Here is a 23,805-nt window from a genome sequence, read left to right on the forward strand (position 1 = left end):
CTATCAATTGTTATATCCTTTTTCGATTTACTAATAAGATTAATTTATACCCACTCAACATATAATATATTTTTCATCCAGGGTAGCTTTACCATGCTGATATTCCAGGGAAGATGTTCCAGTAAAACATCCAGGGAGTTTTGCTGTACTTTAAGGCGCAGGCCGTTATCTTTAAAAGTAAGCTTTCCATCGCGCAGTAAAAATGTGCTGCGCAAGGTGTCATTCGACGTGTTTTTCAAGATCGGCCAGTTAGCTACAATGGAACTAAGCAACTCATCTATCATTGCAACATCGTCGGCGGTAATCATATACCGGTATTTAAGTGCATCTTTCACGTCGAGTCCGCAAAGCAGTTTTGGCAAAACAATTTCGAATTCGGCAAACGCATCAAAACCTTTGCTGATATAATTTAACAGGGTAATTGCCTTGGTTAAATCAGTTATTTTATCATCCTCCACAATACCTGCTTTCCTGAAAAACATGCCTAAATAAGGCGCAATAATTACAAGGCCGCTGTTGTTGATATAGATAGCATCCTTAATTGGAGTGTTTTCTGCTTCTTCTGCTTTTTCCTTTGCGCTATCTGGTTTTCCTGCTTCTGTTGTTTGTAATTTTTTTTCATTTGTGCTACTATCCTGGTTGCCAGTCAATGTTAACGTTGTTTTTAGCTCTTCGTTTTTTATTTTGTTGATCAAGTTCGGAGCATCTGCCGCGAAGGTTTTATTGAAAGAACTAAAGTACAGCCAAAGCCCGGCCGTAAAAGAACTTACAAATTGTTTGTTTATCGCGATAAGATTAAATGCCAATTGGGTAGCTTTATAAAGCGATAGGCTTTTCAAAAGACTTTTTTTGTACAAAAAAGAGGTTTGGCGTTTATCAAAGGCTGGTTTTTCGCCGGCAATGAAAGTGAAATAATCCTTTTGCCAGGCTGTGGTAATGGAATTGCCGGCCCAGCCCGGCAACAATTTAAAAAAGCTCCAAAAAGTAGCGTCTTCAAAATCATTACATATGCGGGCCACAACTGTTTCGCGTTTTAATAAGATCAGCAAGGTATCCGCCATACTGCCTGGAATCCCGCTTTCAACCTGGCTTATTATCAACTCATTAAACTGTTGCCTGGTGCTTATTGCCGCCCACCATGGCAAATACCCGTTCTCCAGGTAATACAACAAAGTTTCGGCAAAACGCTTTTTAATAGTTGGTGGTTGTTCAGTGTCATTAACCAAAGCAAGCTTTTCCAGCAGTAATTTTTCCAGTTGCTGCATTATTTTACCGGCAAGCCCGTCATTTAAGTCACCGGCACCAATATTAATTTCGCAAATTAGTTTATCTATTGAAACAACATTGTGTGGCGGACTGTGCTTATCCAACAAACTTTCCAGCGCAGGTAAAAAATTGTGCTCAACTATATGCTCCGTATTTTTTTTTATTGCAATACCATCCACGTTGCCGTTATACTGCAATTGAAATGAAAGATTACCAATGTTATTTTCAGTTTCTAAAAACATAGAAAGTCAATACATTTTTTATGCTACAAACAGTTTAATGATTTTCTTTAATACGGCCACATAATTAGTTTTAGTTGTGTTTTCGTTGTTTGACGCAACCCGCTGTATTTCTTCTTTGAGGCCATCGTCCAACTTATTCATTTGGCTAATGGCGATAGCCAATTGTTGCTTCTGGTCTGCTGTTGCTTTTTTAACCATCGCTAAAAACGCTTCGCAAAAAGCGCCGAGCGTATTTAATGCATCGGCCATTGGAACTTTGGCTTTGCTAATGTCATCAGGCTGAATACAGGCGATATGTTCTATCAGTTGCGATAGTATTTTCACCAACGCTGCCGTTAACCCGGCAAGCGCGATGTTTTTTTCAAGCAATTTGGTAAGCATGTCTATCCATTTAGGTATCAGGTCTGTAGCTTTGCGCTTTTTAAATAAGGCTACCTGGTCCTCCATGCTCAATCCATCTGCGCCGCTAAGGCTTTCAAAAAACGGCTTCAATTCGGTAGTTAATACCGGGAAGGCCCTTACAAAAGCCGAATAGTTTTTTGTATCTATTTCTTTCAGTCCGTTAAACTGCTCTAAAATACCGGCTACCGGCAGGCATGTTTTAGTAATTAGCTGCTGCCCTACTACAGTAACAGGCTGTGTTATAAAGCCTTTACACATGTCGGCATTTGATGCCCGTAGAGTAACATTAATGGTTCCCGCCAAGCTAAAGGTCTTAATTGGGTCTCTTTCGTCAGATGTGCCCTGTGTATCAAATATCCATTGAAATTTATCAGCATTTTCGGTTTCATTTATAAACTGAACACTGAAAGGAGAAGTACTGACCGGCGCTGTGGAAAATTTGACAATTGGCGCACTGTATAATGTTACCTCAACGGTTTTTGGCACCCCATTTAATGTATTTGTAAAAATTACTGGTCTTTTTGCGGTTGGAAACACAGGAACAGAAGACGGCGTAAATATATAAGAACCGTCTGCGAGCTGGTTTACACCATCGCCGGTCACCGTGCCACCATCTGCGCCTACTGAGATTGGGTAAGGTTTAGTATCCTGGATACAGAATAATTTAGGAACTATATCAATCTCGGGCTTGGGTAATTGAACGTTATAATTGATGGTCTTTGGAATACCTTTACAATCGCTGTTATAAACCTCCAGGGTTATCGGGTAATCGCCGTCGGTTGTATAAGTGTGCGGTGGCGGTGTTGCATCGGTAGATGCCGGTGTCAAGTCGCCAAAGGTCCACTGATAGCCGGTAACGTACGCTGGCGACTTATTGATAAATGCAACAGTGCCTGGTTTATCGGTTTGCGGCACAATTGCAAAATCGGCTGCCGGCTGCTGATATACGGTTATATCAAGTTGTTTACTTTTCGTTCCTTTATGGGCAGTAAGTGTAATTTTTTTACTTGCAGCCCCGTTCATCGCAACTTTATTTGCTGTAAATACAAAATTTCCTCCTCCCTGGTCTACAGCTCCCTCGCCATCAACTGTTGCTCCGTCCGGAGTAACTGATATTTGGTAGGGGGTATCGTCATTACTGCAAAAGACAGACTTACTCATACTGATGGTTACATCAGGAGTATTGATTGTGACTTCTTTAGATATTTTATCGTTACAAATGTTATTATTTGATATCGAAAGTGTGATAGTAAACGTACCATCAGAAGTATAGTTATGCGGTGCCGGATCTTTATCAAGGGATGCCTGGTTGTCTCCAAAATCCCATGAATATTTATCAGCAAAAGCAGATGATTTATTGGTAATAGTAACGGTTGTTTCTCCTTCTATAGGCACCGCATCAAAATCAGCTACTGGTTTTTGATAAACAGTTACTTTTGTTGTAATACTTTGGCCGAAAGCCTTATACGTTAAAGTAATGTCTCGTGCTTTATCTGCAGCAGCAAACGTAATAACCGATGGGGTAAACACAAATTTACCCTCAGCAGTTTTAGAGGTTCCTTCGCCCGTTATTTCGCCACCATCGGGTGTAACCTTAATATCATAAGTTTTGTCGTCTGCTCCGCAGAAAACGCCGGGTGGAACAGCTATGGTAAGCGGTTCGGCAACTTCGTTAACGGTAAATTGTATTGGCGGACAGTCGGAGCAACACATATACGGCAGGTAAAAATCGGCTATTACTATGCCATTCCCTATTTCGGCTACCGCATCTACCAGTGGGCTTTGTGTTGCATTTATACCTTGCAACAATATTCCAAGTTCATCAAGTTCTGCCTGGTTTTCGGTTTTAAATGCATTAATATCATCAAAGTGCGACGCCGGTCCGGTGTATTCAGGCGCGTCGGCAATCATTTTACCACCGGTGGCTTCGTTCACATGAATTCGTGCCCCCGCCTGCGGGGCTGCCGGTGGTTGCTGGGTATCTGATGCGGCAAGGCCAAAAAGCTTTAAAACTTCCTGCGGGCTCTGGTTGGCTTTTGCAAGCACCGCATCAGCGGCTTGTTCCCTGGCAGCATTGGCAAGCGTGGCAGCATTGGTTGTGGTAGGATCGGGAACCGGGGTTTCATGATAAACCATTACAAAGGTACCGCCCATAGGTACCCCGGCTTTATGCTGTATGCCGGGATGTTTACGCGCAAAATACCCAAACTTTTGCAGCATCATAATGTGCACCCAACGTAAAAGATAATCCTTATAGAGCGCTTCAATCGGCTTTTGAACGCACATTCCTATCAGCTTTTTAAGCTGCTCCAACGTTTCAAGGCTAACACTGTCGTTTTCCGTTTGGTTGCTAAGAGTATCTTTGATATCGGTAGCTATCGAGATCATCCTTTTATAGGCCTCTGTAAAAGCCGCGAAGTCGAAGTTGCCTAATGATGACGTGAATGTTTCAAAGAACTGCTCGATGTAAAGCAGGAAAAAGAAATATATGTTGATGGGTGTAAAACCCTGCTTATCAAAAGAGCGGTACATAAATGCAATACCATCCTTTTTATAATTAGCATAAAATTTTTCAAAGAAAAAGCCAAAGGTAGCAGGCTGTACATAATACCCGGGATTGCATTTAAGTACCAGCGGCACTTTTGAAAGGAGGGTATCGCCGGTAGTGCCGGGCTCGTTAAGCTGGTAAAAATACAGCATCGTACGGCACAGCTGACAAGTAATTTCGGCTATAAGGGTATCGTAAAGGGTATCGATATCCTGGAACTGGCATGGCGTTTTTATTCGGTCGGCATATTTTTCAACAAGCGCGGCAACAGTACTGGTTTTGCCCAGGTCGGCCAGTGCAGTTTTAAGCGATTCCAGGTCGGTACCAAGGGCTACCACATCAAAAGGAAGGCGGTTTTTATTTCTTAGGCCTACTATGCTTTTTAATGCTGTTGTATAATTCATCCCTATATGGCCTTCTACCCGTAAAAAATTATAGGGTTCCAGGTCATAATTAAGCGGGTTCAGTACGTAATCGTCTGTGGCATATAAGTTGGAATTATATGATAAGTTTTGATCGGCCTCTCCGTCGGCCGTTTTTTCAATATCCCAATTATCAACCAGGGAACCCGTGCCCTCAACTGGCATATAATAAAACGGGATAGCCTTTTTTGCCAAAGGATATTTCCCCAGGCTGCTCGGCGTTATCCTGATGTTGTTATTTAACTGGCGTGCTTTTAATTGTTCTGGCGTGTACAAATCGCCGAAGTTGCCTGTAACACCATACGCGGCGTAGAAGTTTTGCAGCAAAAGCTGGATGCGTTTAAATAACCAGCGCAGCCGGTTGGTTTGCTTGCAATGGCACTCCATCACCGGCGACGGGATAAAATATTGCCTGTTAACAAGCGGCGGATTAGCATTATCCTGAATGACATTGCCCAACAATAAATGGAGCCTGAACAGGTTGGCATCGGGGCAGCACAAACTCAGCGCTTCGATACCGGTTTCCCGGAGTTCGCTGTATGCCAGTTCAACGTCGCTGAAAAGATCATAGTAATATTGATAGTTGATGGCCTCCAATTCGGTTAAGCTTCCGTTGTTGAGGAATGCCATATTTGAGCTCAATTGAGCAAACGGATTAGTTGGATAGATATCTTTAATAACCGGCTGCAGGATATTATAGGTTTGGGTTAACGCATTTTGAACGTTATCAATAAACGAGGTTGATAATATTTTACGATAAACATCAAGTACCTGGGCGGTTGACTGTAGTAGGGTAGCGGGTACGTTATATCGCGGCATTTTTAGTTTGGGCAGCGTTTTATAGGCGGTGCCGGAATCTCCGTAATCGGCACCGGCGGTCTTAAGTTTTGCAGCATCGTCGATGCTGATTAGTAAGGGCCTGAAAGTGATGTCGATATTTTTCCCTTTGTCATCGCAGCTTCCAGGATCGCAATTTTTTGCCTGATCCTCCAAAAGCTCAACATACAGCATCACTACTTTATCTTTCAGGTAGTCTTTACTCAGTGGGGTCGCGCCTTCAACCACCGCAGTTTCAAAAAGCTGAGCCAGCTTATAGCGTTGGGTTTTGCTTACGCCATCAACAAACTTTTCGTAATAAAGTGGCTTAAGGGCGTTATAGTCGTTATATTGTGTAAATGTTGTTTTAGGGAAAGTGATCAAATACCCTCCTGATGTTATACCACAACCGGCGCTTATGGTAAGCTGGGTATAACTCGCGTTTAACGATACCTCCAAACCGCATACAATGCCTACTCCAATAAGGTTTGTCCGCGTTAACCTATCCTGCTCGTCAAGATAGTTAAACATATCGTTGAGGTTACTGCTCGTGAGTATTTGATCTGGTACAAACTCAGGATAGTTAAATTGCGTTGGCTGCATGACAAATTATTTTTAAATTAAATAACAGTTTTGTTTAAATAAACACGGTTTTGATCGTCTCCGTCCACACAATCGTGCAATGAGGCTTTAGGATAAATATTTTTTAACTGGCTAAATTCATCTAATAAGCTTTTTAGCTTATTACTTAGCTGCACAGCATCAGGGGTGGCTTTTGCAAGTTCATTTTCCCAGGCGCAGTACAATGTTTCAAAAGTTTGCAATTGGGCGGTTGAAACCCAGCAAATTTTAATGCCTAAATGGGCAGGTATCTCCATCCGTATGGCGTTTTCGGCAAACCGGCGGAATTGCAGGCCTTCATTTGTAAGCCCGTTCGACCCATTCATTACAACAGTTAAGCGGAAGCTATATGGATCCTCATCGCCGCAAACATTGCAATCGGCAGTAATACAGATGGGTAATAACGCATCGCCGGCGGGGATGAGCCCTCCCGGTAAATTGCGTGGCCTTAGCAGTAAATGCTCCACAATAAAAATCTTGTTGGCCTCAGCTACGCCCTTTATAAAAGCTACAATTTTATTTATGTGAGCAGTGGCGTCAACTTTTTTGGCAAAGGATGCTGCGCTTACAGCTACTACCTGGCTGGCGCCGTTTTTAACTATCACATGCCATTCTGTGTCTTTCTTTACATCGTATTTTGAAGTATCAGTAAGGAGCTTTAATAAATTATTGGCATCATATTTCGCCGTTACCCTGGCATCTTCGGGGGTATAATTAAGATAGTTTTTGTTGCTTAGCAGCCATGCTGTACCATTATCGTCAGTAATATTCCAATAACGCGCTGTGGCATTGCCCGATGTATCAGTAACATCGGTTATATCCACATAATCGTCAAACTGCTTAAGCCCTAAAACCTGCTCAATGCGTTTTTTAATACCGGCTATGTTGTTGTCGCTGCAAATATTTGATGCATCCTTATAATTATAGGCTTTTGCACGGTTACTGCCTGCAAAGGGTATATCTTTTATAAAGGCTATCTTATCCTTAATTAATATCTCGTCGGCAATTTTTTTACTATCGCTGTAGCTGTATAGCATTAGGGCGTAGTCATTAAACTGCTCGCCAAAACGCGCCATAAGGTGATCCAAAAAACGGTTCCGCCTATCTAAAAAAGTGGGTTGGCTTTCGCTGATAGATTGCAGATCGGTTTCTGATATGGTAAATACATCTTCAATGTCTTTTATTATAGAGTTATCCAGTTTGTGGCTGTAATAAGTTTTGTTGATTGCCGTACTTAACGAAAACAGGTCTTTCACGTGGCTTAGCTGCTCCAGGTAGCCGGCAAGTAATTGCTCATAAAAAAGTAAATAAGCCTTAAGTTGTTTTGCCTGGGCTTTGCGCTGGTTAGTTACATTTTGCGGCAGGCCAAAATAACCAACACCATAAGTAAGCGGCAGCGAATATTGTACAGGGTAATAATCTGTTAGTTCGTAATATGATCCCACCGGTACCGGTATAAGATTATCGCCGGCGGAAAATTTGGGCCGTATATTGTTACCTTTAATTACGTTAAGCGTATCATTTAATTCGGCCTTATCCGGCAAAAAGGGCAGGCCATTTTTAAACACCAGGAATTTACTGCCATTAATATACAGCCGCGCCTGTTTACCGGGCTCCACAGGCAAAACCCATGCTTCGCCTTTTAACCGGTGGCCTTCGCTATCATAAGGCGACAATATTAAACCGCGTACCGCCAGTACGCCGGGAATATTCATGAGTATGGCATAAATATCCGATGTGTGTAATTCGGTTTTTAATTGCGCGGCCAGTAATTGCTCATCTTTTATAAACCCGCTGTTTAACGCCGGGCCGTTAAATATTTCATCCACCGAAAAACCGGCTTTCACCATTTCGGCGAGTGAATAAAAATCAACATCAGGGCTAAAATATTGATCGATGAGAAAATATGCCTGTGCTAAAACCTGCTCAATATCGCTTTCGGGGCTTACATCCAAATCGGCACAAACAGCTACATCTTCAGTTTCGACGGCTGTAATGGTGCAATAATCCTCACAAAGATTTCTATGCGCCATCAACGTGTCGCGCACGTTTTTTATGATAACAGCGGCAGCTTTAACCTTATCGTAATAATTGGGGATAATGCCCTGGTCGGCAATATCATTTATGGCAGTTTTAATATCAGCCAGTTGTATCGCTTTTCTGTCGCCATCACTGTTAAACCAAATAGTAAACGGCACATCTTCCATCAGCTTTTGATTGCCGCCAGGTAAGGTTACTTTTGCAGGATCAAGCGTAATATTAAATGTGGCAAACAGCGGATTGCGCAGTCCCTTTCCCAGATCGGCCTGCGGAATATCGGTATTGTCGCCTTTATTGCCCGATATAAACTTGGTATCCACGCTTTGAACATCATCTGCAGGCACAGTAAAAAATGTCATTGCTGTATCGTCGCCCTCCAGGCTTTTAAAAGATGGCAAACGCATTTCAATTACAGCGGATGAGGTGATATTATTAACCACATCGCTTATAAAACTAAAGGGGTGCAAAATTTTACCGCTGTTTAAATCGCCTGCTGTAACATCATCCTCAAACTCAACCTTTACATCGTACATCCCCTTTATTATAATGGGATGTTCGGTTGCACTATATTGTAACTCACTTTTTAGGCAATTGGCGTATAAAAATATATCGCATGGGCATTTAAGGCAGTGCAGCCAGGCATTTTTTACGCCATTAACATCAATAATCAGTTTGCGATAATCGCTTGTTGTCCAAGGATTTACAGTTAATATGTTTTTGGCGGTGTAAAATGCCTGCAAATCAGGATCGGGGGCCTGTTTAGGAGGTAATGCTAAAATATCTTTTATATCAAATGACGAGCGGTAACCAAGGTCGGTTATGGCATAACATAATGCTTCGAGTATAGTGATACCCGGATCGTGAATATTGTAATCTGTCCACAATTTATTGCCCAGGGCCTCAATATAGTCCATTCCCTGCGCCCGCAGATAGTTGTAATCCTCTGCCGGGGGCGTTTTTGGATTTTTATATATGGTTACATTATCTGCCATCTCAATTGGTTGATATAGTTATATGCTTATCATATTAAAAGGGTCTGCGCACTTTGAATTGTTCTGGGCTGCTGCCACATCGGGTATTTCTGTTATATTGTGCTTATCGGCCGGTACAGAAACCAGGATGGATATGGATGTTGTTGCCTCGATTTCTTCCTGGTCCTGCGGCATAACATTCGGATCGCTGCCGAGCAGGAATAGCTGTACATCGGTTATATAATCGACATAATATTGTGCTTCAATAAAATTGATCAACACCGATTTTTCAATTTTGCCACCAAACTGTACATCGTCGGCCTGCCCATACGCCCACGGGCTCAGGTACCTGGTAATACTGTCCTTAAGTAATTTGCTGTAATAACTGTAATCGCGCCCCTCATATAATTTCAACTTGAATACAAGTTGCACCTCTTCAAAAATGGGGTTGTTAACATTCAGGTTAACCTGGCACGAAACCCGTTGCTGCAGGTACGCCTGTATTTGCGTAATAGTGTCGGCATTAGTGTAGGGCCTTAACGGATTTATTTCGTTATGATTAGTCAGGTCGGGTATGGTAATTACGGTAACATATCCCGGTGCATCTTCATACAGTTTGCCGTTTTCATATTTGGTATGATTAAGGCACTTAACCCGGTGTATTTCGGGGAAGGCTTCCAGCACTAAGCGTTCGTAATCCCATATGGTAATTGCGCGGTCCTTATGGCGTAGTCTTTCGCTCGCACGCACATAAAAATGCGTGTTGTCTTCAACAGGCTTACCCTCAAACGACGGATATGGCTGCGTTATTTTTTTTATAGCTGTTTGCGCGTTGGCCAGTTTACTTATGGTGTTACCGGGTAAGGCGGTGCTTAAAAACGCCGGATCGTTCCCATTATCGGCAAAGGTAACCTGTGCTGCTTGTGCCAATACATTCAGCAGTTTACATACTGCGCCGGATTTATTGGAGCCTGCCGGGGCAGCGGGATCCGTTGGTATGGATATAGATGCCTTTATCCACAAATAACCGGCAGGCATAATGGTATTATCAGTTGTTGCCCCTTCGGGGATCTGGAAAGAAATTATGCCGGATTGCCTTAGATAAGCGGTACCATCTACCACCTGCTGATCGGTAAAAGCTTTCCATTGGTTGCTTGACAGGTAGTTCCATGAAATCAGTTTTTTATAAATGGAAACCACCGGATCGCTTGTGCCTTCCAATACCTGGAAAAGTATGTTTACACTTTGCTGGGCCGCTAAATTATCCAGGCCTATAAAAAATTCTGCTACATCATCTGCCGGAGAGTTTTCTTCTGCATGATTAAATTGAGGCAGCATGAAAACGCTCTCATCAGGGTTTAACGTTTTACTTTGCTCGGCCTCGCCAAATGGTGATAAGTGGTAGTATTGAATAGCCCTGCCGTCAAAAGCTTTTTGATCGTTGGTGCCTATTTTATAATTCGTTACCGCATTATAGCTGATATAAATTGACTTGATGGTAGGCGAATATGGTTTGAACGGAACGCCATCAGTAGATGTCCACGTTTTATTAGCCAGTTTAATAAGGTAAGTAACCTGGTCTGCCTGGTAGGTATCAAACCCAAGGTCCGCATCAAGTGTTATTTTTAAAAAGCCCTGGTTGGTTTTTGTATCATAGGGCTCATAGGAGTCGGTATAGTTTACAACCGTTCCGTCATCCAAAGCAAAACGCTCATAGGCAGTAGTAAGCACAGGATTTGAGGACGATCCCCAGCTAAACAGCAATAAGTTTTTTTTGGGTGTCGAGCTGCCATCGGGTGCCCACGTTCCGTTCTTTATAAATTGCACGTAGGTAGCCGGCAAATAATTACTTGACGGATACGAAATTTTAGCTGAGGCAGGCATATTTGCCCATTCTATATTCATTAAAACTACCGCGCCTTTTTTTGTAAATAATTCCTGGTTGCCGATAATAAATGATGCCCCCGGTTTTGGGATAGCACCAAATGGCTGAAAGGGTTTTGATGAATCGATTAATCCGCTATCGCCTGATATTTGAAGCTGTTTTATTCCATTTTGGTTAAATGAAATGCCATTTCCTCCAACAGAAACGTTTATCTCTACCGATGTTAAGGACCGGTCTTTCAAATCATCATATTGGTAAGCAGTAGCATCTTCATTTTTTAGATAAACTTTTAAAATTGGGAAAAGGCTTTTAAAAGTACCCCCATGCACCTTTGGGTTATAGTTAACCACCGCAGGGGCGTTTCCCTGTAAAATGAAATAAACAGCCGAGCATTCCTTTGCTGCGCTATTATTTTGCTTGTTTATTACTTTAACAGAGGTATCTGGCACCTTGTACCATCCCTTCGCTGTTGTAACATAACAATCAACCGCTGTGTTAACAGGCAAAAATTGATTTGCACCGGCAAACTCCAGGTTTAAATTAACTTCCCGTTGTCCCTCGTTCAAAAACAAATAATGGCTGGCAATTGCAAAACCTATTTGCGCTTTTGGCATATCGATAGCCGATAGCGCCCCATCAAAATATTCTTTATTGTAAAAAGGATGCCATTCGCCATTCAATGATTTTAATTTGGCGCCCAAACCATCGGCACTGTTGGCAACCGGCGATGCAAACCAGCGCCCTTTGTTAATTACCGTGCCGATATTGTCTTTATCATCGCCCCGATATATGCTCATCAATTTGGCTACGCCCGCTTTATTAAATACAGTATCCGCGTCAAGCGTAAAGGTTACATCTTTTCCCAGGGCATCTTTTCCAGCTTTAAAAGCGGAGCCTTTGGCCAGCATAAATTCGTCAACCTGTTTGGCAAGTTCAATTATCACATGGGCATGGCTGGGGTTTGCTTTTTTAGGAGTAAGCTTTAGTACTTCTTTATAATAAAAATCAAGATGCCGTTGCGTTAACGTGTTAAGGCTTTGTTTAGCATATTTAAACAGCTTAAGAAAAGTAATGAATAATGCATAATGTGGGGTATGCGTGCTATCATTTGTAAGTGTAACCAGCAACTGGCCTTCGGCCTCGTTGATGATGCGGGTGTAGGTTTGCAGGTATGTATCAAAAATGCCCGTAAACAAATTGTGCCTCGAAAGGTGTATTATTTTCTTCTCAACCGCCGGGTCGGGTCCAAAAACCTTTGGATTTGGTGTTAAGCTGTTATAAAGATCATGCAATGATGCGCTACCGTTAAGCCAAAGCGGCGATACACTTTCGGAAGTTAAAATTGCCTGTGGGTTTTGAGCACCGCGGTTCAGTATGGTCCATTTACTGTTATCACTCTCTTTTACAAGCGTTAACAGGGGATTACTGCTATATGCCGATTTATAAAAAGTTAAAAGAGAAGCAAACGGCGCCTGGAGCTTTGTTTTTATCAGATTGGTAATGATAGCCTTTAATGGGCTGCTTTCCGGAAGCTGGATGCAGTAGCTATCGAGCGCCAATGTCAGGCTTAAAATACCGCTGAACAGTGCGTTTAAATTTGTTCTTAAGAGGTCGGTTTGGGTTTTATTTGCCGGGTTATGTATTGCATCAAATTTCTCCTTTATCGCAAGGCGGTACTCATTGATATCCTGTATGGCCACGGTGCCTAATATGGCCGAGATATCTGAGTTAAAAAACGGCTGCCAGTTATTAGTTTGGTTATTGTTTACATCAAAATATTTTACAAAACCGGCAAACTGATTGGCAAAAACTATCCATTCTTTGTAATCGCGCTCATCTATCGATACATAATCGCTTTTGAGCGCGGCAAGCTGGCGTTGCTGCTGGTCGGTTCCACCACGCTGTAAAGGATTTTTATATTCGTTGCAGGCCATATTTTTGTTGTTTAGGCTACCTGTGTATTTGTTGTTATAATTTGAATTTCGGTCCCCTCGTCAATATAATAAGGGTAAACAAAGTTGAACCTGGAGTTAGTGCTGCGTACGATGTAGTCAATCTCTATCAGCACTATACCTTCGGCGTCATTCTGGATATCCATACTTATATTTTTTGCGTCTATCCTGGGCTCAAAATAAAGGATGGCTGTTTGTATCCTGTCTATCATTATAGTTTTTACAGTGGTGTTCAACGGCTCAAAAACCAGGTCGACCATATCACAGCCATATTTGGGCTCCATAATCCGCTCACCAACCGTAGTCGTTAGCAGTATTTCAAGGCTTTTTTGTATGTCAAGTTCCTTCTCTGTTACTTCCACGCTTTTACTGTTGATGTTAAAAGTGGGTGGGAAGCTCCAGCCTTTGCCTAAAAAATCGTTGTTTGTAAATGCTTGCTTTGCCAAGGTTCAGTTTTTTTAATTTTATCCTCCAATAATTACAGTTGGTGCTCCTAATATGATCACACCGCCATGTGCAGTAGGGTCGCCCATTCTTGCTGCCGGCATCCCGCCAATTGTTACCGTTGCCGAACCCTGCAAAATAGTATCAGGTGGGCCCGTGCAGGTAAGCATATCCCCAACCCGCGCTGCCGGCATACCGGCTATCAATACCGTTGGGCATCCCGGTGGTAAAACCGGCCCGCCCACATGGGGTACCACTCCCGTTACCAACGGGCATGTATGCATATCTCCTACTCTTGCTGCTGCCGGCATCCTTTTACTGTTTAATTTATTTGTACTGTACTGCCTTTTAATGCTGTGCTACCGCCCGACGAAAACTCCGCCGCCGACCCTCCTTTAAAAGTAGCCTGGGAATCGGCCTTCACTGTAGCGTTTTGCCCTGAAACATTTAGCTCCTTTTTTGCTTTGATGGTCAGGTCCTTGTAGCTGTCTATTGTTATTCCATCCTGATCCATCGTAAATTTGTTCCCGTTCTGATCTTCCATTTTCATGGATTTTTCGTCTTCGCTTATCGTGAACTTATTACCGGCAGGCGTTTCAATGTCAATTGATTTTTTATCATCGTTAAAAATCATCTTCATCCCGCTACGGCTGGTATATCCTTTTTCGTCATTTTTGTCGGCAGCCGTTAGCGCCGCCGGATTTTTACTGCTATTTAACATTCCCAATATCACCGCATGGCGAGGATCGTTGTTAATAAATCCTACTATCACCTCGTCGCCAATCTCTGGCAGGTAAAATGTACCCCTGTTTTTTCCGGCATCCAGCGTGCACACCCTGCTCCAGATCCCATCATCTGCAGCATCAATTACAGGCACTTTTACCTGTATCCGGTTTTCGCCATCAGGATCACTTTCCAGTTTAGTTACAATCCCTATTTGCAGGCCCTGTATAGCAGGTAATAATGCCCCCGCCAGTGGCTGTTCAACTTCATAACTTTGTGCAAACCATTCGGGCTCAAGGCCAAATTGCATAGATGTTTGCCAGGTCCCTTTTTGAATCTCCTGCCTTACCGCTGTTACATAAATATTGCCGGTAAAGCGCTCGCCAACACCATCTATCTTTATCATTTTACCGGGTGTAACAGCCGGAGTGCCATCGGTGGTAATTCGGCCGCGTATTTTGGCCATGCGCTGCTTAAGTAGCTTAGCATTGGCCCATTGCTGTAATTCCTGTTCAGCCATGGTGCCGCTATGAATCAGCTTAAATTCATCTGTGCCGGTAATATTTGCCAGTGTTGATGCAGATAGGTTACCTGTTTCGGGTACCGAAGGATCTGCTGCATCAACCGTTTCAACATTTTGATCGCTCTGGCTCCATCCTGTTGCTTTTACACCACTAAACTGAAATCTTGCATCTATTTCGGCATCAAGATCATGCACCGTACTTCCATATTGTACTGTTAGTACCGATGCTGCCGAAAAATCGGGTTTAGCAACGGTTATCTTTCCATCGTTAGGTATGCACAGCAAACCATTTACATCAACCCGGCACATCAAAAAATCCCAATCAGTTGTGTTGTACTGCACCAGTTCTTTATGGCTAAGATCTGTGGCAGCTACATCTTTTTCCAGCCCGTACCCGTCAATCAGCTGTTCAATAACATCGCTGTCTTTAACCTCTTTAAAATATTTATTTTTACAGGTAACGGTCATTTTAACGGCTTTATCTTTACATTCTATCACCAGTACACTGCTGCTTTTACGCACCTTAATACCGTGTTTAATTACAATTCCTTTAAATATTGTATCCTCTTTACTGCTATACCCCGCTTTTATTTCAATTTCTTTACCGGGTTCAAAATCAGCGGTGTTGCTAATGGCAAAAGTTTGTTTGCTCGCTTCGCCATCCGCTATAATTACGGTAGCGGTTGGTATCCTGTTAACCTCTTTGCTCACCGTAATTGAAAGAACGTGGTACGTACTGCTCAGGGCCGTTCCGTTGGATAGCAATGTATAGGTGCATACACTTTTTGATCCTTCTGATGGTATAATTCCTTCGTTAGGCATTTAATACATTTTTATCTATTGGCGGAAAAAAAAGCTGCTGGCCTTGTTGTAAATTCCTGAAATTTGTAAGGTTATTAACATTGGCTACCTGTAAATAATATTTACTATCGCCATAAACCAGGTAACAAAGCCAGGGCAAAGTTTCGCCGCTTTTTACTATTCTATAATGAGTTATATCGGGACTATGCTTGTTTTCTTTGGCTACACGTAAAGTTTCTTCAATACTGCCCTTAAATGTTGTTTTGCATACCGCCCTTAGCGGGAACCCTTTTTCGTTAAACAGTTTGTAGGTAATAGTAAGCGCCTTACATCTGCCTTTAAACATAAACGGACCCCATACAATTTTAAAATGACGCGGCTCGTGGCTTTCACTGTCAAGCTCAAGCAGCAGTTTTTTAAAAGTCTCTACATCATCCTGTATATTGTCTTTGGGTTTGTTATCTATTATCCCGGTATTATCAAACAGAAACTCGAAGCTCATTTCCTCGGGCTTCTTGAAATTGAACTTTTGCTTGGCGGCGCTGGTTCCATGTCCCTGCGATTCGGTAAATTCCACAGCGTAGTCCAGGGCGTACGTTTCCGGGTTAATCAGTGCCACAAAAGGGTTTGGCCCGGCATCGGTAACCTTGTGACTTTCTTCCAGATCCTCGTTATTATAGGCTGTTATATTTACCTTTTCCATTACTGCTGGCGTTGTTAAAAATTAGCGCTCCTTTTTGCTTTGTATGATATTTAACACCTGCTCCACGCATTGCGACAATATGGCATCCTTATCGTCCTTTGAGCCTTCGCCCTGGCCGCCTCCTGTCGATTGTTTTTCCTGCGGATCAGGCTGATCAACCGTTACTTTTATAGTTAATTCCCTTATCTCAATTGGCATAATTCATTTAATTAACCGTAAAATAACTGTAGCTTATATCCAGGCTTTCAATTACCAAGCTGTTTTCCTGAGCGTTAAAGTCAGATACCGACCACTTTTTTGGCCAGGCCCCAAATACATTCCAGGTTTTTAAAGGCTGATGTTCTTCGTTCATCAAGGTAACGTTGATCTGTGCTACTGTGAATTTCCGCTCCTGGAACGCTTTCTTACACCAGTCAATCACAGCGCTGTTTACCAGCATCCCCCTTTTAAGGCTCAAATCGGCATATTTGGTCCTGACAGGCAGTTTATGCTCGTACCGGTTTTCGCCTCCTTCTTTGTACGATTCTGAATCGTACTCAACACTAAGCCCGCCTACCGATTGAAAACGCACATCGTTATCATTACCAATACCAACAAACTCCACCTTAAAATGAAAGCCTACAGGCGGATAATACCCACCCGCGCTGGTTGAATTTGAACTGCTGACCGCCATAGTTATACGTTTGCTGGTTTAACTATAACAGAACATCAAAGCCTTCATGAGCCAACTCAAGCGTTTCTATCGCTACTTCGTTACCATCTGCTTTAAGGTCGCTTGCCTGTACTTTTACCGGGAAAGCGTTTATTACTTTCCAGCTGATTACCGGTGTGTGCAATTCGTTTAACAAGCTTATGGTAATGTCACGCCTTTCAACCTTATTAAGGTTAACGGTATTAATCCACAGGTAAAAGTCTTTGTCGCCCTCCATGGTGCCCCGTTTAAGGGTTATGTTGCTGAACTTATGGAGCCCGGGCATTTTTGATTTATTATAGTTGGGGCTATTGCCTTCGCGATATTCAATTATTTCTATTTGTTTATCAAGGCCTGTAGCTTCTGTGAAGCCAACGCGTGATCCACCCCATTCAATTACGAAATGGAACTTGGTAAGAGGGTATGCCATTTTTTAAAGGTTTTAATGGTTTTTAATTTTGTTTGTTTGAGCTGAATTAATTATTAACTCTGGGCCATTAACTGGCTAAAACGGAGGATAATAAACTCAGCCGGATGTACGATGGCCATACCTATTTCAACTATCATACGGCCTTCAAGTATATCAAGCGCACTCATGGTTTTGTTTAAGCCTACCGATACAAAGAATGCATCGCTTGGCTTAGCGCCCTGTAGCGCACCGGCACGCCATTGCAGCGTAAGGAAATTCTCGAGCATACCCTGTACTTTTGCCCATGTATTGGCGTCATTCGGTTCAAACACGAAACCTCCTGCAGCATTTTTACTGCTTTCCTCAACCATTACTAAAAAACGGCGTACACTTATGTAGCGATAATCATTGCTGTTGCCAGCCAGTGTGCGTGCCCCCCAAACCAAAATACCTTTACCTGTAAAGGCCCTTATGGCATTTATTGATTTACCGGCGACAGGATCAATATTGAGGTTAGCCTGCTCATCATTGCTGATTGCATAAACAGGCCCTGTTACCGAGTTGATACTTTCATTTGCCGGGGCTTTCCATACGCCTCTGGCAGCATCTACACGGGCATAAATACCTGCAACGGCACCACTTGGAGGTATCCTGTTCAGCTCTTTTTTAATGGTATTTACGATGTTGCCTATAATTGGGTGGTTATTGTATAAATTATCCTGGGCTATTGATGCATAGTTGTTGGCTGCGCTAAGTACTGTATTAACAAAGGCCGACAGCTTGTTGAAAGCTTTGGTAACGTCGCCCGCTATTAATGTTACTTCATCTTTTTTGGTTGCCGTACCGGCTAATGTATAATCAGCGTTATTTGATCCGATGGTGGCCACAGCTGCACCCAACCAGGTGCTCCCGGTGTTAAAAGTATAGCTGGCGTCAATACTGGCTTCTGCATCAAGTACTAAAGTGGTGGCGTTTTTTTCGACACCGAGCAAGGCTTTTACTGCTCCCCGCCACAAATTTTCAGACGCGCTGTACGATTTTACATCATTGGTTAACAACGCTCCTTTAAAATATGTACTACTGTCCCAGGCATTTTCCACACCAAGAACGATGCTTTTGACAAATGCAAACAGGGCTAACATATTTGTCTTAATCTCCGCATCGCTGGATGAAGTAAGCAAAGTGTTCACTTTTGCTTTGTAGGCGTCATCTAAAGAAACCGCCGGCGTTATCAATGTCGTTATTTTGCTTTTTATTAACGCCACATCTCCAAGCGCATTTTCCAAAGTTGTAACTAACGAGTTTAAACCGCTGTCGGAAGTTAGCGTAGCCAGGTTGGTGATTTTTGTAGTTCCATCAGCCTGGAAAACTCCGTGGTGGGAATGACTAACCGATGTATCACTATCATGAAACTGATCGTAATTTATGACTTTATTAAAACTGGAATAGATCCAGGGAGTATAAGCCATGCCATAGCTTAAATTGTTTATACCAACATAACTTCTGAAATTGGCGACGGGAGTATTTATATCAACGGCCTTTCGTTCATATAAATCTAATACCGATACCCTATCCTGAAGCTTAGCAGATTGCATAAGTGCTGCCTGCTGAAGGCCATAAAAATCAGATTCGGTATTGAATGCGCAAGCATCAGGGAAAAGTATTATAGTAGGTTCATCTTCCTTTTCAACAGCAGCCAGGCCGGTGTTCATATTGACTATGCTTACGGCATTTACACTGCCAGCCGTTGTGTATTGCCCAACAGAAACTATGTAGCATTCGTTGCCGCCGTTATCGTAAAACAAATGCACGCTATCATACATATAAAAACGCTTGTCCTGATCAATCTCGATAGATTTTAATGCGTAGTTATTATTCTGATCAAGCACTACCTTAACCTCAAGAGGGGCAAAGCCAACTCCAAAAAGCTGCTCGTACTCCAGTAGCGACGAAATTTTAGTTGGAATGTTGGTTAATGAGTTGCCATTTTTTATAGCCTGCTGGGTATACCCTATAAATACGGGTATGGCTGTGTCAACCTCCGCTACCGAAGGCGGGAATTTTGATATCTCTTCGATATAGACACCCGGTGTTTTGTAAGATGCTGCCATTTGATTTAAGTTTTACTTTTTTAAAAATTTAAGTGCTTTTCTATACAGTAATATATTTCTCCGTTTTGCATAATTTGGTTTACCCGGTTTACCCCGGGGTTGGCAAGCGGGGCAACATTGCCAAGTTTAGTACCATGGGCCGATATGGTTGTAATAGGCCGCTCCTTTAATGGAATTGGAACGGCGGATGTAAAGACCTTACTTGCCGCAACCGAATTAAAAGTGTAAACCGAAGCCGTATCTTTAATAACATCTACATCTGTTGTGCGGGTATAATACCGCCAAACTGCGCTGCGGTTTGCAAAGCGCAATGTAAATTTGCTTTGTTTAGACGCTCCCAAAGCGTCAAACAATGAAAAATTATTACCCGCCGGTAAATGATTAAAGATTTCGATAACACCTAAAATATTTTGCTTTACAGCTATCTCATCATAGTAAATAAAGCTGTCGGATGTGTTTACCGAGACTTTGTACTTCCCAAAAGGCAGGCCAGACAAATCCACCGGGACCGAGGTTTGTGCCGATTCATAATGCTGCGTTGCTGTGCGTATTAAAACACTGTAGGTATTGTTGCTGGTTTTAAGCCCGTAAATATTTATAGTAAAATCTGTTGCCGAAGCGGCAGCTGCTGTGTAGTTGCTGCCGGTAAACAGTAGCCCGTCTCTGTTATTTACAAACTGCGCCTTTCCTTTCGGCAGCCAATAGGCAGTTTCGGTTAACGCGTGTTTGTTGCCGCTATCGCTGGCCTTTATGGCTTCAAAAACATTATTTGTGTTATCAGCAGCTAAGTTGCCTATAGAGTAGTTTTGTGAATTATCATACTTGTCAATTGCCTGGTGAAGATATAATACAGTACCTAATTTGGTTTGATTAATGTTAGTGAAATAATATTTGCCGGCATCCGCGGGCTGATAATTGATATTACTGTAGTTTATGAAATTGGTATCATTGATGGTGATGTAGAAGCGCAATATTCTTGATTTATCGAGGGTGACATAAGGTTTGCCCGTATCATCTATTTTATTGATAGTTATAAATTTATTGCCAATTATTTTGCAAAGCATCTGCTGCCCTTTCAATACATTAATAGTATCATCTGCCGCAACAATATCAAGTGCGGTACACTGCTGGCTGAAAAAATAATCGTTCAGCATTTCCACCGTAAATACAATTTCGTAGTTTATACTCATGAGACAGGGAATTTTATTGTTTCATTAATATCAACTTGTTTAATAAAGCCACTTTCGTAATCAATTGCATCTTCATCAATGGTTACCTGCCTGATTTTATACAATACCGATGGTAAGTATTTACCTCCCAGGATACTCCAGATCTGATTTAGCTGTTCAAAATTTACGGTATACAGGTCGGCTATTAATCTTTGGATCCTGATATCAAGGTTGGGATAGCTGCCTGGTGTAAACACGTTTTGATTTTGGAAAAACTGGATAATAAAAGCCAGCCATTTTAAAGCGTCTCCATAATCCGCGCGGTTAACAGAAATTAACACATAAAGGTTAAGGTAAAGGGGCGGGTTTTTATAAGTGACGCCGCTATCCGTTTTGATAAAGTTTTCCTGCTGTTTGGCAACCCTGTCTTCTTCTACATTTATTAGGCTTACAATAGCTTTGCCGTTTAGTAAATTATGGCCTGCGCTATCATTATCCAATGCCTTGCCCACATTGCCCCATACCACACGCTGGTCGGTGATGACACTCATTTTTTGACTTAAGTACTTGTTCAATTCCTCGGTAAGGAACTTAAAAGTTTCGTTTATCATTAATGTGGATTTTTAGTTTAAATAAGGCTGTTACAGGCCCAGGTTATTAAAAATATGTAAGAGCTAAAACCTAACCCCTTAAAAATTTGCATATGCATAGCAGACCAATGGGGCCTTATACCCCAAAAATCAAAATAGAATAGCTTTACAATAGTTCAGTTTAATTAGGTATTTTCCCCACCCCGGCAGTTAAAGAGAAACCAACTGCCAGCCCTTGCACCTATTAATTTCTTCAAACTCATGGCCTGATCAAATCACTCAGAAGTTGTTTTGGAAACTTATAGTATTAGTTATATGATGTTATTTGAATAAATAATTGGTCGTTACCTTTTATCCAATACACATAAAGGAGGTAAAAATTGTGCCCGGTTTAAAATGCATATGCTCTTCCGGATATTTACCGGATACAAAGCGTTTTGCTTTAACTGGGTTTGTTTCTTGATTTCCTATACTGCGCACGTGGATGAGTTTATCGCAAACCGCTAAGCTTTTAGCGGAGGGATAGTTGTTTATTCTCCAGGAGCTTTCATGTATTCAAAATTTAGATGTTTTTCGGTTTTTGGTAGTTATAAAATTTTGCTTGTAAAATTTTAATAAATGTAGCTGGCTGTTAGGTGATTAGCAAGCGTATAACCACTTGAAAAAAAAATAAAAAATTGCGTATTTCTACGCTTGCGAAAACAGCCAATTTTGATGTTTTTCTTTTGAAATAACAGGTGTCGCATGTTTTTTAACTTTGCGTAAAATAAAACACCGCGAATGGTAGATTTAGGATAATTTATTTCAAATTTCGATAAGAACCATCTTTTTAAATACGCTTCTTATTTAACTAATGATTAGGCTGGGTGTATATTAATTTGATATTATTTCCTTTTCTAATAGCTAATCAGCCAACTTAAGGGCTTCGTTATTTCCTCTAAGTACACACCTAATTTTGCTCATCTTTGTTACGTTTTGATGCATAATATACATTTTGCTGTGTTCGGTAGGGAAGGGATATTGAGCATGCTTCCGGAAGAGTTAAAAGATCGGCAAGCTAAAAAAATCAAAGTCCGGAATGAGCCGTAGGAGCTCTCATGTCAGGTTCCCGAGGCATAAGCTACCGTGAGGCCATCAGCGCCCCAATTAATTAAAATCCCACCATACTTTGGTCCGTAGCGTATCACCTAACGTATAGGGCTCCCCGATACGCGGAACGTTCACCTCGACGCCCAGCTTTTCAGCAGCCGGCAGGAGTTTTTCTATAGGTTCGTTCCAGGGGTGATTGGCTTCGACAAATTTGCCCCAATGGATAGGTTGTATCAAACAAGCCTGCAGGTCAACAGCAGCCTGTGCGGTTTGCCCAAGTTGCAGGTGTGTCCATGGCCAATTCGGACTGTACTGTCCGCATTCCAGCAGCGCCAGATCAAATGGGCCGTATTGCTGGCCTATTTGTTTAAACAGCGGACCATAACCACTATCACCACTGTAAAACAGCCGGTACTGGTTTGCCTGTATCACATAAGATGCCCAAAGTGTTTTGTTTTCATTAGCGTAACTTCGGTTACTGCGGTGCTGCGCCGGGGTAGCGGTAATCCTCAGGCCACCAGGTAGCGTAACCGACTGGCTCCAATTCAGTTCGATGATCTTTTTGGGATCAAATCCCCAGTACACCAAATCCGCACCTACTCCCATCGGCACTACTGCCATTTTAATATGGTTTCTCAATTTTTTCAGGGTACGATAATCCAGGTGATCGTAGTGATCATGTGAAATGATCAGCACATCAATTGGCGGCATATCCTCTGCGTGATAATTCATAGTGCCTTGAAATGCCTTAATCAGCCCAGGCACCGGCCCGACATGGTTGCTAAAAATAGGATCGATGAGTATATTGCCCTGCCCGGTTTTGATGAGCAAGGAGGAATGCCCAAACCACACGATGGTTGGCGCCGGGGCGGCCAATGTATTCAAATTAGTTTTAACCCAGGGCAGCGCATGAGAGGGTCGGATGGTTTTAGGGCGGCTGTGTAAAAAAAGCCATTTACTCTTTACCGTCGAGTCAGAACGTTCAGCCAAATTTTCGAAACTACCATTTTTGTAGTTAGACAATGCCTCTAACCGGCCAAGCTCCTCGCCATCCGGATTTTTACCCATCGACTTTACCATACCACAACCTACAGCCGCTGTTAGCAACAGTGCTGCCATCCCTATCCTCAAACACCAGTATTTCATGCCTTTATAAACACACATAACGCTTCATGTTCACTAATTATTTCATCCAGGGCAAAACAGGTAACGCCACCTTAGTAACTAAAAGGGAAAATCGAACCTTTGAATAATGGAGCGGCGATCTGCTTAGCTCATTTCAGACTCCTCGAATAGCAGGCTTCCTATTAAACAATACTTAGCATCAATTACAAAGGCCTCTGCAAAAAAGCTTTGACAAAATTCCTTGAATTACCTAAAAAAAGAA

At 42.2% G+C, this 23,805-nt stretch carries 15 protein-coding genes; all 15 read right to left on the reverse strand.

Annotated elements, in window-relative coordinates; genetic code table 11:
* Positions 1–44: 44 nt before the first annotated feature.
* On the reverse strand, positions 45–1,508 hold the full coding sequence (locus BMX56_RS01925; protein WP_090639739.1) for a contractile injection system tape measure protein: 1,464 nt from the start codon (positions 1,506–1,508) through the stop codon (positions 45–47).
* A gap of 18 nt (positions 1,509–1,526) precedes the next feature.
* The gene (locus BMX56_RS01930; protein ID WP_090639742.1) at positions 1,527–6,299 is read right to left on the reverse strand and encodes a PKD domain-containing protein; all 4,773 of its coding nucleotides are present in this window, start codon (positions 6,297–6,299) and stop codon (positions 1,527–1,529) included.
* 17 nt (positions 6,300–6,316) lie between these two features.
* Complete coding sequence (locus tag BMX56_RS01935; RefSeq protein WP_090639746.1) at positions 6,317–9,349, reverse strand: hypothetical protein; 3,033 nt, start codon at positions 9,347–9,349, stop codon at positions 6,317–6,319.
* Between the two features lie 18 nt (positions 9,350–9,367).
* Positions 9,368–13,147 (reverse strand): baseplate J/gp47 family protein, encoded by a 3,780-nt coding sequence (locus BMX56_RS01940; protein WP_090639749.1) that lies wholly within the window; start codon positions 13,145–13,147, stop codon positions 9,368–9,370.
* A gap of 11 nt (positions 13,148–13,158) precedes the next feature.
* A complete protein-coding gene (locus tag BMX56_RS01945) occupies positions 13,159–13,611 on the reverse strand; it encodes a GPW/gp25 family protein (RefSeq protein WP_090639751.1) in 453 nt (150 codons plus the stop codon).
* 18 nt (positions 13,612–13,629) lie between these two features.
* The gene (locus BMX56_RS01950) at positions 13,630–13,920 is read right to left on the reverse strand and encodes a PAAR domain-containing protein (RefSeq protein WP_090639754.1); all 291 of its coding nucleotides are present in this window, start codon (positions 13,918–13,920) and stop codon (positions 13,630–13,632) included.
* Positions 13,921–13,931: 11 nt separating this feature from the next.
* Positions 13,932–15,677, reverse strand: coding sequence for a type VI secretion system tip protein VgrG (gene vgrG, locus BMX56_RS01955; protein ID WP_090639758.1), 1,746 nt, complete (start codon positions 15,675–15,677; stop codon positions 13,932–13,934).
* Positions 15,670–16,359: a CIS tube protein gene (locus BMX56_RS01960; protein WP_090639763.1), complete on the reverse strand. Its 690-nt coding sequence runs from the start codon at positions 16,357–16,359 to the stop codon at positions 15,670–15,672. Before BMX56_RS01960 ends, vgrG begins: the two co-directional genes overlap by 8 nt.
* Positions 16,360–16,380: 21 nt before the next feature.
* Complete coding sequence (locus BMX56_RS29995) at positions 16,381–16,557, reverse strand: DUF5908 family protein (RefSeq protein ID WP_177183682.1); 177 nt, start codon at positions 16,555–16,557, stop codon at positions 16,381–16,383.
* Positions 16,558–16,564: 7 nt separating this feature from the next.
* Positions 16,565–17,032 carry a phage tail protein gene (locus tag BMX56_RS01965; RefSeq protein ID WP_090639768.1) on the reverse strand — a complete coding sequence of 156 codons (468 nt, stop codon included), beginning with the start codon at positions 17,030–17,032 and terminating at the stop codon, positions 16,565–16,567.
* A 22-nt stretch (positions 17,033–17,054) separates the two neighbouring features.
* Positions 17,055–17,480, reverse strand: a complete 426-nt coding sequence (locus tag BMX56_RS01970) for a phage tail protein (protein WP_090639777.1) — start codon at positions 17,478–17,480, stop codon at positions 17,055–17,057.
* 53 nt (positions 17,481–17,533) lie between these two features.
* Positions 17,534–19,570, reverse strand: a complete 2,037-nt coding sequence (locus BMX56_RS30450) for a phage tail sheath family protein (protein WP_090639784.1) — start codon at positions 19,568–19,570, stop codon at positions 17,534–17,536.
* 20 nt (positions 19,571–19,590) lie between these two features.
* The gene (locus BMX56_RS01980) at positions 19,591–20,760 is read right to left on the reverse strand and encodes a hypothetical protein (RefSeq protein ID WP_090639787.1); all 1,170 of its coding nucleotides are present in this window, start codon (positions 20,758–20,760) and stop codon (positions 19,591–19,593) included.
* Complete coding sequence (locus BMX56_RS01985; protein ID WP_090639790.1) at positions 20,757–21,350, reverse strand: Pvc16 family protein; 594 nt, start codon at positions 21,348–21,350, stop codon at positions 20,757–20,759. The genes BMX56_RS01980 and BMX56_RS01985 overlap by 4 nt, the downstream gene beginning before the upstream one ends.
* A 1,125-nt stretch (positions 21,351–22,475) precedes the next feature.
* Complete coding sequence (locus BMX56_RS01990) at positions 22,476–23,564, reverse strand: MBL fold metallo-hydrolase (RefSeq protein ID WP_177183683.1); 1,089 nt, start codon at positions 23,562–23,564, stop codon at positions 22,476–22,478.
* Positions 23,565–23,805: the final 241 nt, after the last annotated feature.

Source organism: Mucilaginibacter sp. OK283 (assembly GCF_900110415.1).
GTDB lineage: Bacteria > Bacteroidota > Bacteroidia > Sphingobacteriales > Sphingobacteriaceae > Mucilaginibacter.